This window comes from Mesorhizobium sp. GW821-FHT07A06, assembly GCF_059419085.1.
Window position 1 is genome coordinate 391,340 of the sequence record NZ_JBWKRC010000003.1, and the last position, 11,955, is coordinate 403,294.

The 11,955-nt window shown below is 63.5% G+C and carries 13 protein-coding genes; 5 read left to right on the top strand and 8 right to left on the bottom strand.

Annotated features, from left to right (window positions below; translation table 11 throughout):
- Positions 1-35: 35 nt before the first annotated feature.
- The 3 genes from AC07SZ_RS12350 to AC07SZ_RS12360 are packed head-to-tail and all read right to left on the bottom strand — an operon-like array spanning position 36 to position 3,338.
- Entirely contained in the window at positions 36-1,583 is a 1,548-nt protein-coding gene (locus AC07SZ_RS12350) for a DHA2 family efflux MFS transporter permease subunit (RefSeq protein ID WP_056573640.1), read from the bottom strand.
- Positions 1,580-2,881: an HlyD family secretion protein gene (locus AC07SZ_RS12355; RefSeq protein WP_494914429.1), complete on the bottom strand. Its 1,302-nt coding sequence runs from the start codon at positions 2,879-2,881 to the stop codon at positions 1,580-1,582. The genes AC07SZ_RS12350 and AC07SZ_RS12355 overlap by 4 nt, the downstream gene beginning before the upstream one ends.
- Positions 2,874-3,338, bottom strand: a complete 465-nt coding sequence (locus AC07SZ_RS12360) for a MarR family winged helix-turn-helix transcriptional regulator (RefSeq protein ID WP_494914431.1) — start codon at positions 3,336-3,338, stop codon at positions 2,874-2,876. The genes AC07SZ_RS12355 and AC07SZ_RS12360 overlap by 8 nt, the downstream gene beginning before the upstream one ends.
- A 200-nt stretch (positions 3,339-3,538) precedes the next feature.
- Here AC07SZ_RS12360 and AC07SZ_RS12365 point away from each other — a divergent pair, with 200 nt between their 5' ends.
- From AC07SZ_RS12365 to yihA, 3 genes are all read left to right on the top strand, one after another.
- Positions 3,539-3,829 (top strand): hypothetical protein, encoded by a 291-nt coding sequence (locus AC07SZ_RS12365; protein ID WP_494914432.1) that lies wholly within the window; start codon positions 3,539-3,541, stop codon positions 3,827-3,829.
- A 121-nt stretch (positions 3,830-3,950) separates the two neighbouring features.
- A complete protein-coding gene (locus tag AC07SZ_RS12370; RefSeq protein WP_056573634.1) occupies positions 3,951-4,589 on the top strand; it encodes a CatB-related O-acetyltransferase in 639 nt (212 codons plus the stop codon).
- On the top strand, positions 4,586-5,245 hold the full coding sequence (gene yihA / locus AC07SZ_RS12375) for a ribosome biogenesis GTP-binding protein YihA/YsxC (protein ID WP_056573631.1): 660 nt from the start codon (positions 4,586-4,588) through the stop codon (positions 5,243-5,245). Before AC07SZ_RS12370 ends, yihA begins: the two co-directional genes overlap by 4 nt.
- A gap of 43 nt (positions 5,246-5,288) precedes the next feature.
- Here yihA and AC07SZ_RS12380 read toward each other — a convergent pair whose 3' ends face one another.
- Entirely contained in the window at positions 5,289-6,032 is a 744-nt protein-coding gene (locus tag AC07SZ_RS12380; RefSeq protein WP_056573627.1) for a TetR/AcrR family transcriptional regulator, read from the bottom strand.
- Positions 6,033-6,158: 126 nt separating this feature from the next.
- Between AC07SZ_RS12380 and AC07SZ_RS12385 the strand changes: the two genes are divergently transcribed.
- Together AC07SZ_RS12385 and AC07SZ_RS12390 are read left to right on the top strand one after the other, a co-directional pair.
- Positions 6,159-7,346, top strand: a complete 1,188-nt coding sequence (locus AC07SZ_RS12385) for an HlyD family secretion protein (RefSeq protein WP_056573624.1) — start codon at positions 6,159-6,161, stop codon at positions 7,344-7,346.
- Positions 7,347-7,415: 69 nt separating this feature from the next.
- Entirely contained in the window at positions 7,416-9,011 is a 1,596-nt protein-coding gene (locus AC07SZ_RS12390; protein WP_056573620.1) for a DHA2 family efflux MFS transporter permease subunit, read from the top strand.
- 118 nt (positions 9,012-9,129) lie between these two features.
- On the opposite strand, the gene msrB is transcribed toward AC07SZ_RS12390, so the two are convergent.
- The 4 genes from msrB to AC07SZ_RS12410 all read right to left on the bottom strand — a co-directional run bounded on the left by msrB (position 9,130) and on the right by AC07SZ_RS12410 (position 11,884).
- Positions 9,130-9,633, bottom strand: a complete 504-nt coding sequence (gene msrB / locus AC07SZ_RS12395) for a peptide-methionine (R)-S-oxide reductase MsrB (protein ID WP_494914434.1) — start codon at positions 9,631-9,633, stop codon at positions 9,130-9,132.
- Between the two features lie 211 nt (positions 9,634-9,844).
- On the bottom strand, positions 9,845-10,402 hold the full coding sequence (locus AC07SZ_RS12400) for a fasciclin domain-containing protein (protein WP_056573615.1): 558 nt from the start codon (positions 10,400-10,402) through the stop codon (positions 9,845-9,847).
- A 223-nt stretch (positions 10,403-10,625) separates the two neighbouring features.
- On the bottom strand, positions 10,626-11,348 hold the full coding sequence (locus AC07SZ_RS12405; protein ID WP_494914716.1) for an anti-sigma factor: 723 nt from the start codon (positions 11,346-11,348) through the stop codon (positions 10,626-10,628).
- A complete protein-coding gene (locus AC07SZ_RS12410) occupies positions 11,345-11,884 on the bottom strand; it encodes a sigma-70 family RNA polymerase sigma factor (protein ID WP_056573608.1) in 540 nt (179 codons plus the stop codon). The genes AC07SZ_RS12405 and AC07SZ_RS12410 overlap by 4 nt, the downstream gene beginning before the upstream one ends.
- Between the last annotated feature and the right edge of the window lie 71 nt (positions 11,885-11,955).

Genomic DNA, 11,955 nt, shown 5'->3' on the forward strand with positions numbered 1-11,955 from the left:
GTGGCTGGTCCCGACCCAGTCAGCCGGGCCCGGCTTCATTCCATGACGGCGCTGTGGTCGACCTTGGCCGGCGTGCCCGGCTTGCGCAGCAGGAGCACCAGGGGGATGGCCGCCAGCGACAGGATCATCATCAGCTTGAAGTCGTTCATGTAGCTGATGATTGTCGCCTGCAACGTCACGACGCCGTCCAGCGCGGCCCGCCCGGCGGCGGTGTAGGGGTTCATCGCCTGCGCGATCGCCGGGTTGCTGAACGCCTGGTTGAAGGGCGTCACATAGGTGGCGATGTTGGCATGGTTGATCTGCACGTTCTGCGTCAACAGCGCGGTGACCACCGATATGCCGACGCTCGAGCCGATGTTTCGCGACAGGTTGTAAAGCCCGGTGCCTTCCGCGCGCCGCTCCGGCGCCAGGGTGGCGAAGGTGATGGTGGTCAGCGGCACGAACAGGAAGCCCAGCCCGGCGCCCTGGACGAAGCCGGTGCTGATGATCGTCCATTGCGAGACATCGGGCGTCCAGCCGGTCATGTCGTACATCGCCCAGGCGGTGATCAGCAGGCCGATCAGCAGCAGCCATCGCGTATCCACCTTGCCGATCAGCCTGCCGACCAGGAACATGCACGCCATCGTGCCAAGGCCGCGCGGGCCCATGACTATGCCGGCCGTCACCACCGGATAGCCCATCAGCGTCTGCAGGTAGGGTGTCATCAGCGCCAGCGAGGCGAGATATGTGATGCCGATGATGAAGATGAAGACCATGCCGACGGCGAAATTCCTGTCCAGGAAGAGCCGCGGGTTCACGAAGGTGTTCTTGGCGGTGAAGGTATGGACGAGGAAGATGTAGAAGGCCGACGCGCAGATCAACGCCTCGACGATGATCTCGGATGAGGAGAACCAGTTGAGCTGCTCGCCGCGATCGAGAAACATCTGCAGCGCCGCGATGGTGATGCTGAGCATGCCGAAACCCAGCCAGTCCAGCCTTGCCTTGATGTCCAGCTTGGTTTCCAGGACGAACAGGGACACGCCCGCGAAAGCCAGCGCGCCGATCGGCACGTTGATGTAAAATACCCAGCGCCAGGAGACATTCTCGGTCAGCCAGCCGCCGATGACCGGGCCCAGCACCGGCCCGACCATCACCGAAACGCCGAACAGCGCCATCGCCGAGCCGCGCTCCTCGACGCTGTAGATATCGAGCAGGATGCTCTGCGACAGCGGCACCAGGGCCGCGCCGAACAGGCCCTGCAGCAGGCGGAAGCCGACGATCTGCGGCAGCGACTGCGCGAAGCCGCACAGGACCGAGGCGACCACGAAGCCGGTGATCGAGGTCAGAAGGATGCGCTTGCGGCCGAAGCGGTTTGCGAGGTAGCCCGAAGGTGGTGTCATCACCGCCGCCGCGACGATGTAGGAGGTCAGCACCCAGTTGATCTGGTCGGCGCTGGCCGACACGCTGCCCTGGATGTAGGGCAGCGCCACATTGGCGATGGTCGTGTCCAGCGCCTGCATGATGACGGCCAGGATCACGCAAGCAGTGATGGCGCCGCGATTGGCGACCACCGGTGTGGCACCTGCCGCGGACGCGTTGCTCATGATTTCTGTCCGAACCGGTTCAGGAGGTTGGTGACGAAGTCCGGCAGGCCGCGCGCATGGCCGGTCTCGACGTCGACCACGGCGCTCATGCCGCCGCGCAGCGGAGGCTTGCCCTGGGGATCGTCAACCGTCACCCGCATCGGGATGCGCTGCACGACCTTGACCCAGTTGCCGGTGGTGTTCTGGGCCGGCAGCAGCGAGAAGCTCGACGACGAGGCGGGACTGATCGAAGCGACCGTGCCGTGCCAGACGGCGCCCGGATAGGTGTCGACGCTGATCGTCGCCGTCTGTCCCGGCCGCACATAGGTCAGTTCGGTCTCCTTCGGCTCCGCCTCGATCCACAGATCGGTCGACGAAACCAGGCTGAAGGCCGGCTGCGAAGCCGGCAGATACTTGCCGACCTGAAGCGCGTCGACATTGGTGACGATGCCGTCGAACGGCGCCTTGACCACCGAATCGCCGAGGTTGCGCTGCGCGTCATCGACGCCCGACTGGGCCTGCAGGTAGAAGGGGTTCTTTTCCACCGGCTGGCTGGCATCGCCGCCCAGCTGGGCAAGCATGGCCTGCGCCTGCGCCTTGGCGACGGACACTTTCTGGCGCGCGGCGACGAGGTCGTGCTGGGCGCTGTCGAAAGTCGCCTTGGAGGCGGTCGAGGTCTTGAGCAGATCCTGCTGCCGCTGGAAGGCGGCCTCGTAGTAGGGAATGTCGGCCTCGGCCTGCTCGATTTGCGACAGCGATTGCTGGTAGCTGGCCTGCAGGGTCAGTACCTGATTGCGCACGGTCCCGAGCTGGGCCTGGGCGGCTGCAAGAGCGGTTTCGAAAGAGGCGGGCCGCAGGCGGAAGAGCACGTCGCCCTTCTTTACAGCCTGGTTCTCGTGCACGTCGATCTCCTGCACGGTGCCGGAGACGTCGGTGGACACGCCCAGCGACTGCGCCTGGATATAGGCATTGTCGGTCGTCATCACCTGGCCTCCGGTGACGTAATAATAGCCGCCGACGGCCAGCGCGACGGGAAGCAGGGCAAAAAGCACCGGCCGCGTCAGGCCGCGCTTCGGCTTGGCCGGGGCAGGAGCAGGAGGGGCAAGGGCGGCAGGGGCCTGCTGTGGCTGCGGCTCCTTGGCCGGAGCCTCGAGTGCCGCGGGTTCCAGCGCAACCGGAGCTTCCAGCTCGTCATTGTCGATGACGACATTGGCGCGCCTCTGTTCGCGCTCGCTGTCCAGCAGGATGATCTGGTCGCCGGCGCGACCCGTTGAAGGGTCATCCTCGGCAGGCTTCTTTGGGGATGTTGATTCAGCCATGTACGTTCTCCCGGTCGACGGCCGGCTGGGTGCAAGCCGCGAGCAGATTGGATTTGATCAAGCTTAGGGTCTGCAGCAGATGCCGCTGTGTTTCAGACGAAAGGCCGGCGAAGGCCTCGTCTCGGGTTTTCTGGCCGTTGCCGCGCATGGTATCGAGCAGCGGATGGGCCCGCGGGGTCAGGTAAAGCAGCCACGCCCTGCGATCGGTGGGGTCGGGCCGGCGTTCGATGAAGCCGCGCGCCTCCATCTTGTCGAGCAGCCGCGCAAGCGTGATCGGCATGATCTCGATGAGGTCGGCGAGCTTGTTCTGGTGAATGCCTTCATGCAGGCAGAGATAGGCCAGCACCTGCCATTGGGCGCGGGTCAGCCCCGATGTCCGGGAACGCTGCTCGAACCGCTTCCGAAGCAAGCGCGCAACGTCGTGCAGCACGAAGCTGATATTTGGCGAGGGGGACATGGGAGGAGGTCAGGATCTACGGACAACTTTTCGTGAGCATGCTTATTATCATCATGCACATAATCCTGCTGGACGGCGCGCGCAAGACGCACTAAGCCGCGCGGAAGAAAAATTTCATGGGCCACGGTGCGGAGAAGACGCCTCGCGGCGCGAATTTTCCGGCAAGGACTTCGACGATGAATTGGATCAGGATCGCAGCCGTGACGGTGCTTGTCGGGTGCCCGGGCGCGGCGGTCGCGAAGGACGCGGTCAGTTGCGGTGGCGCCGCGATGCTGGGCGGCGCGCAACTGAACTGCAGCCACGTTGAACCCAAGGCACCGCCGCAATTCTGCACGTTTAGCTGGGCTCTCCACATGGCATCAGGCGACCAGAAAGTCGTCGAAGGCACCTTCCTGCTGCCGCCCGGAGCCTCGAATGTCACCGTTTATCAGGGCAGCGGTTTCGACAGCGCGCTGTCCAATCCGATCGTGATCTGCCGCGGCAACAAATGAGTTTGCTCGCCACGGGAGACTGGCTCCCCGGCCGATTGGTGCTATAGGGCGGATCACGTTATTTTGACCAGGCGCCTCCGGCCGCGGATGCGCCTGTCTGCCAATTCCCGGACGAACCGATATGGACGGACCCAACCCCGACATCAAGCATCCGATCCCGATGCACACGCGTGTCGGCTTCCTGAAGCCGCTGGTGACGGAGCCGAACATCGAGATCGGCGAGTTCACCTATTATGACGACCCGGACGGGCCGGACCAATTCGCGCGCAAATGCGTGCTTCACCACTATCCCTTCATCGGCGACAAGCTCATTATCGGCAAGTTCTGCGCCATCGCCGAAGGCGCGCGCTTCATCATGAACGGCGCCAACCACGCAATGTCAGGCTTTTCGACCTATCCGTTCAACATTTTCGGCCATGGCTGGGAAAAGGGCTTTGACCCGGCGACATGGTCGAGGGAGGTGCGTGGCGACACGGTGGTCGGCAGCGATGTCTGGATCGGCATGGAGGCGGTGATCCTGCCCGGCGTGGAGATCGGCCATGGCGCCATCATCGCCGCCAAATCCGTGGTGACGCATGATGTTGCGCCCTATGCGATTGTTGCCGGCAACGCGGCCAAGACGGTGAAGATGCGTTTCGACGACAGGACGATCAGGCGGCTGCTGGCATTGGCATGGTGGGATTGGCCGGTGGACAAGATCGGCCGCAACCTCGATGCCATCAGGGGCGCCGATATCTCTCTTCTGGAGGCAGCAGCTTGAACGCTCAAAACAGCACCGTGATCGGCACCGACCTGTTCACGCGCGGGTGGATTTTCATCCGCGGCGTGCCGGCCATGAAATTCCTGCCGCCGGAAGGGCCGCCGGAAATCGCCTTCGCCGGCCGCTCGAATGTCGGCAAGTCCTCGCTGATCAATGCTCTGGTCAACCAGAAGGGGCTGGCCCGCACCTCCAACACCCCGGGGCGCACGCAGGAACTCAACTATTTCGTGCCGGACGGATTTTCGGGCGAGGGCGCTGACCTGCCGCCGATGGCGCTGGTCGACATGCCGGGCTACGGCTACGCCACCGCGCCCAAGGAGAAGGTCGACGAATGGACCAAACTGGTCTTCGACTATCTCAAGGGCCGCGTCACGCTGAAGCGGGTCTATGTGCTGATCGATGCCCGCCACGGCATCAAGGCCAAGGACGACGAAGTGCTGTCGCTGCTCGACAAGGCGGCGGTATCCTACCAGATCGTGCTGACCAAGACCGACAAGATCAAGGTCGCCGGCGTGCCGCGGCTGATCGAGGAGACGCTGCAGAAGATCAAGAAGCGTCCTGCGGCGTTTCCATTCGTCCTGGCGACGTCATCGGAAAAGGGCGAAGGCCTGGAGGAATTGCAGGCCGCGATCGTGCTTGCCGCCAATGGCGGCTAGGGAAGGGAGATCGGGCCGGTCCCGATGAGCCGCCCGGCTGGCCCTATGCCTTTGCCTCCAGGGCAATCATCTGGTGGCTTTCCTCCTCGGCGAGCCTTTCGGTGCCGTAGGCCTTCAGGAACATGGCGACCCCCGACCGGACGATGTGGTCGATCTCATCCTGGTTCGGCGCCTTGGTCCGGTAGGCGAAGATGCACTGCCGGAAAAGGCCGGCCAGGCAAAGTTCGGTGAATTGGTAGGCGGCAAGATCGACATCGTCGATCTCGAGCAGGCCGCGTTCGATGGCGGCATTGAGGAATTCCACCACCTTGTCATGGCCGCGTTTGGGTCCGCGTTCGTAAAAACGCGCGCCCATGTCGGGGATCCTGTCGGAGGCGCCGATCACGGTGCGTTGGGCCTGGATGACCTTGGCCGAGGTGATCTTCATGGACAGCACCTTGCCGAACTTCACCAGCGTCTGGCGCAGGTCGTCGGCGCGGTCGAGCATGTCGTACATGTTCTTGAAGATGGTGCCGCGCTCTTCCTCGATCAGCGCCTCGAACAGCTCTTCCTTGTTGGCGAAATAGACATAGATGGTGCCTTTCGACACGCCGGCTTCGCGCGTGATGTCGTTCATCGAGGCGGCCTCGAAGCCCTTGTCTATGAAGACACGGCGGGCGCCATCGATGATCTGGCTGCGCTTGACCGGGTCCTGTCCGGCCGCAGGGCGTCCGCGGCGCAGGCTGTCCAGCAGGTCGCACTGTTCCTTTTCGATATTGGCTGAGGTTTCGGCTTTGGTTTCGGCCATGGGGTAACACCTCGAAATAATTCGAACCAACCGGTTCGATTGCCTCTTGATATGGTCCTCTTTTCACGCTATGTCAACGCCCAGATCGAACCGAACGGTTCAGTATTATTACTTTAGAGAGATGTCATGTCCTCGAACGCGCCCACCACCGCCGAAGTCCGCCCTTTCCCCAGCGCCAAGGTCGCTCCGGCGACGGAAGCACCGGAGATTCCCGTCCAGCCGGTCGCACCGCCGCCGGCGGCTGAAGCTCCGGTCAGGAAGAAGCGCTCGGTGCGCTCCTTCCTGCTGCCGATCATCGGCCTTGCCCTGCTGAGCGGCGGCGCCTGGTACGGCTACGACTACTGGACCACGGGCCGTTTCATGATCTCGACCGATGACGCGTATGTCCAGGCCGACATGGCGTTCGTCTCGCCCAAGATTTCCGGCTATGTCGACCAGGTCAAGGTGAGCGAGAACCAGCTTGTCAAGGCTGGGGATCCGCTGCTGACCATCGACGATGGCGACTACAAGATCGCTGTCGCGCAGGCCGAGGCGCAGATCGCCACGCTGTCGAAGACGCTTGACCGCATCGACGCCCAGACCAAGGCCGCGCAGGCCTCCCTGCAGCAGGCGCAGGCGCAGAAGGTCGCCGATCAGGCCGCGGCCGACAATGCCGGTCGGGCCCAGCAGCGCGCCGCGCAGCTGGTCAAGACGCATGTCGGCACGCAGGCACAGCTGGACGACGCCCAGACCGCGCTCGACCAGGCCAATGCCGCTCTCGTCGGTGCCGATGCCCAGATCGCCGCCGCGCAGGCCAATATCAGTGTGCTCGAGGCGCAGCGCGCCGAGTCGGCGAGCACGCTCGCCTCCTTGCAGCTCAACCGCGACAAGGCCGCGCGCGACCTGTCCTTCACCGTGCTCAAGGCGCCTTATGACGGCGTCGTCGGCAACCGCTCGGTTGAGCAGGGCGATCTCGTCAGCCCCGGCCAGAAGCTCGCCGTCGTCGTGCCGATGGACAAGCTCTACATCGTCGCCAACTTCAAGGAGACCCAGCTTGCCCGGCTGGTTCCCGGCGAAAAGGTCAACATCTCGGTCGACGCCATCGACGGCCAGCCCATCCAGGGAACCGTCTCGTCGCTGGCTCCGGCTTCGGGAGCGGTTTTCTCGCTTCTGCCGCCGGAAAACGCCACCGGCAACTTCACCAAGGTCGTGCAGCGCGTCCCGGTGCGCATCGACGTCCCGGCCGATGCCCTGAAGACCGGCAAGCTGCGCGCGGGCTTGAGCGTTGTCGTCAACGTCGACAGCCGCACCGCACCTGTCGCCACAACCAACTAAGCGCTTTTCGGAGGGCGGCTCGGTGGCTGATTGAGCACCGAGCCGCCCGGCCTCAAGGAGGCCCACGCAATGGCAACCGCAACAGTCACCGCAGGAGCGCCGCCGGCACGGCCGGCGGTCCCCGACACCATTTCCACACGCCGTATCATCGCCTTCCTGGCGATGGTGTTCGGCATGTTCATGGCGATCCTGGACATCCAGATCGTCTCGGCCTCGCTGGCCGAGATCCAGGCGGGCCTCAGCGCCAGCTCCGACGAAATCCCGTGGGTGCAGACGGCCTACCTGATCGCCGAGGTGGTCATGATCCCGCTCTCCGGCTTCCTCAGCCGCATGCTCTCGACGCGCGTGCTGTTCACCATCGCCGCCGCCGGCTTCACCGCGGCCAGCGCCCTTGCGGCGACCGCCACCAACATCGACCAGATGATCGTCTACCGCGCCGTGCAAGGCTTCATCGGCGGCGGCATGATCCCGAGCGTCTTTGCCGCGGCCTTCACCATCTTCCCGCCCTCGCGCCGCGCCATCGTCTCGCCGATGATCGGCCTGGTGGCGACGCTGGCGCCGACCATCGGTCCGACCGTCGGCGGCTATATCAGTCACGCCTTTTCATGGCACTGGCTGTTCCTGGTCAATGTCGTGCCCGGCATCCTGGTGGCGACCGCCGCCTGGTCGCTGATCGATTTCGACAAGCCCAATCTCAAGCTGTTCAACAAGTTCGACTGGTGGGGCCTCGCCGGCATGGCGGCCTTCCTGGGCTGCATGGAATATGTGCTTGAGGAAGGCCCGAACAATGATTGGCTGCAGGACCAGGGGGTGTTCATCTGCGCCATCGTCATGACTGTCGGCGCGGTGGTCTTCTTCTGGCGGGTCTTCACCGCCGAGGAACCCATCGTCGACCTCAGGGCGTTCAGCAACATCAACTTCGCCTTCGGCTCGCTGTTCTCCTTCGTCATCGGCATCGGTCTCTACGGCCTGACCTATCTCTATCCGGTCTTCCTTGGCCGTATCCGGGGTTACGATTCGATGATGATCGGCGAGGCGCTGTTCGTCAGCGGCCTGGCGATGTTCGTCACCGCCCCGATCTCGGGCATCCTGTCGAGCAAGATGGATTTGCGGCTGATGATGATGATCGGCTTCTTCGGCTTCGCCACCGGCACCTGGTGGATGACGCATCTGACCGCCGACTGGGATTTCTACGAGCTGCTCATCCCGCAGATCCTGCGCGGTTGTTCGATGATGCTGTGCATGGTGCCGATCAACAACATCGCGCTCGGCACCTTGCCGCCGGACCGGCTGAAGAATGCGTCCGGGCTGTTCAACCTCACCCGCAACCTCGGCGGTGCCGTCGGCCTTGCCCTTATCAACACCGTGCTGATCGATCGCAACGCCTTCCACTACGCAAGGCTCTCCGAGCATGTGCAGTGGGGCAGTGCGGCCGCGCAGACCAAGCTGCAGAACATGACGCTCAACTTCGAGCAGACCACCGGCCTCGATGCGGCCAGCGCGGCGATCTCCAAGCTGTCGGGCATGGTCCAGCAGCAGGCGGCGCTGCTGTCCTTCATGGACGTGTTCTACATGCTGACCGTGCTGTTCGCGACGCTCGGCCTGTTCACCATGCTGATCAACAAGCCGGCCGCGCCCGGTGGTGGCGGCGGCGGCGGGCATTGAATAGAGATCCATCCGCCGGCAGCGGTTTCGGGAAGTTCCTCCAGTCCACGCCCGAAACCCTGACAGCGCAAAAAAACTCCGGGCCGCAAGACCCGGAGTTTTTTCATGTATAGCCTGTTCAGGCCGTGGCGGGCTTGAAGCTCAGCGCCACGCCGTTGATGCAATGGCGCAGGCCGGTCGGCGCCGGGCCATCGTCGAAGACATGGCCGAGATGGCCGCCGCAGCGGCGGCAATGCACCTCGGTGCGTGTCATCCCGAGCGACCGGTCCTCGGTCTTGCCGATGCCGTTGGCGATCTCCTGCCAGAAGCTCGGCCAGCCGGTGCCGGAATCGAACTTCGTCTCCGAGGGATAGACCGGCAGATCGCAGCCGGCGCAGGCGAAAATGCCCTTGCGGTGCTCGTTGAGCAGCGGGCTGGTGCCCGGATACTCCGTGCCTTGTTTGCGCAGCACGTCGAAGGCGGCCGGCGACAGGATCGCTTTCCACTCATCGTCTGTCTTGGTGATCTCGAATTTCTCGGCGGCCTGCGCGGCTTGCGGGCTGCTCATGCGCAGCAGGGTTGACGCGGCCCCGACGACGCCGATGGTGGCGGCACCGCTCAAAAGAAAGTCGCGACGGTTCATGGCCAGTTCCTCCTGTCGTCTCTTTTGCCAAACTATGCCGCCACGCGGAAATCAAAAGCCGGTGACGGTTTGCCCTAAAACGACACTCCGCGCCGTTCCACGGTTGATCGTGGGCGGCGCGGAGCATGCGTGTCGACTGCGCATCACGGGAGCGGGACGACGCGATCGACGGAGAGCTCTTGCTGCATCTTCGTGCGCGGCAAGCCCTTTGTTACATCTTCGGCAGAAGAACCTTGTCGATGACGTGAATGACGCCATTGGATTGCTCGACATCGGCGATCGTTACATTGGCGACATTGCCATTCTCGTCGGTGACGGTGACCTTGCCGCCATCGGCCTTGAGCGACAGCTCGCAACCGCCGACCGTCTTGACCTTGTGCGTGCCGCCATCGGCCTTGGCCATCGAGGCCACGTCCGCCGCCATCGCCTTGGCGCCGATGACATGGCAGGTCAGGATCTTGACGAGCTTGTCCTTGTTCTCGGGCTTGAGCAGCGTGTCGACCGTGCCGGCCGGCAATGCGGCGAAGGCCTCGTTGGTCGGCGCGAACACTGTGAAAGGACCGGCGCCCTGCAGCGTCTCAACCAGGCCGGCAGCCTTGACGGCGGCGACCAGGGTCGTGTGATCCTTCGAATTGACGGCATTCTCGACGATGGTCTTGTTGGCATACATGGCGGCGCCGCCGACCATCGGGTTTTCGGCATAGGCGGCGGTGGCAAGCGCGGAGACAGCGATCGTACCGGCGAGCAAAAGGGTGGCGAATCTACGCATAACGTTCAAACTCCTCGGGTTTCTCTTCCCATTCTTGGGGACGCGAGGAGATACGGAACACAAACGCGGGAGTTTCAGAATATTTTTAGATTTTCAATTTAATCGGGCGGGAGAAGAGATCTATTCGACGCAACATTTTGCCGGCTTACGCGTCTGTTTAGACGCGCATGACATAAGATAGATTGGAATTGTTCTGGCGACAGCTTCGCGGTGAGAAGCGAGGTCAGATGCTCTTCAGGTCGCCCGCGGCCACCACCGGCCCGGTGGGCTGCCCGGTTGGCGAACCACCGGCGGGCTCAAGACTGACGGCCAGCACCGCACCCTGGGCAAGCTTCTGCTGGGCTGCCGGCGAGACGACAATATGCGCTGTCGACCCGACCGGGATGATACCCATCGACACCGGAGGATTCTTGCCCTCGATCATCCAAAGTTCGAAGTCCTTGCCGGCGGCACGCTCGCCGGAGACATGCGACAGGCCGACCTCGTGATGCGCGGCATCGTAAACCGCGAGATATTTGACGTCGCTGCCATCGGCAGCCAGCGAGGCGACGAGCCGTGCCTGCGGCAGCGCGACCGGCGGGTTGACGTAAGGGATGGCAATGTAGATCGCCAGCGCGGCGACCGCCGCCGCGGCAAGGCCGCGCCAGAAGGCGAGGCTGGACCACAGGCCGGCGCGTGCGTCGACTGAAGTGGCCGCGGTCGATGCGAACAACCGGCGATCGATCGCCGGCTTCACCGAAGCCGGCGGCTCGATTTCCGGATACGCCGCGCCCAGCGGCGAGAGATGAACCTCCCAGCCGTCGACGAGCCGTGCGAATTCGGCTTCGGTATCGATGCGCCTGATCGCGATCTGCCGCTCTTCCGCCGGCAGAACGCCAAGAACGTATTCGGCGGCGAACAGGTCGTCGCCTCCACGTTCCGGTCCATTGTCCTCTGCCAGCGTCATCTTTCCAGACATTCTCTGAGTTTCATCAGGCTGCGGCGCAGCCAGGTACGCATCGTGTTCAGCGGCACGCCGTGGCGTTCCGCCAGTTCGGCATAGCTTTCGCCCTTGAGATAAGCGCCCCGGACGGCCGCCGCCCGGTCCTTCTCCAGCTCATCGAGGCAATGATGGATGCGTTCGGATTCATCGCCCGCCACCGCCATCGCTTCAGGTCCCGGTGCCGGATCGGCCACATCGAGCGCGGCATCGATATCGGCGGCAGGCTTGCGCCGCGCCCTGATGCGATCGATCGCGTGGTTGCGTGCGATTGCCACCAGCCAGGAGATCGGGCTCAGATCGGAAACAGCAAAACGATCCGCTTTCGTCCATATCTTGACGAAGACTTCCTGCAACGCTTCTTCCGCATCTCCCCGATCGTTCAATACACGAAGGCAGACGCCGAAAAGTTTCGCGCTGGTCTGCCGGTAGAGCAGATCGAACGCAGCCCGATCCTTCATCGAAGTCCGGACGATCAGCTTCGAGATGTCCTGCGGCGTCATGCGAGCCAAATTAGGCGATTGCGTTGTATTTGCAACGCCGGAAATATTCCGTGCACATGAAGCTCCGACGT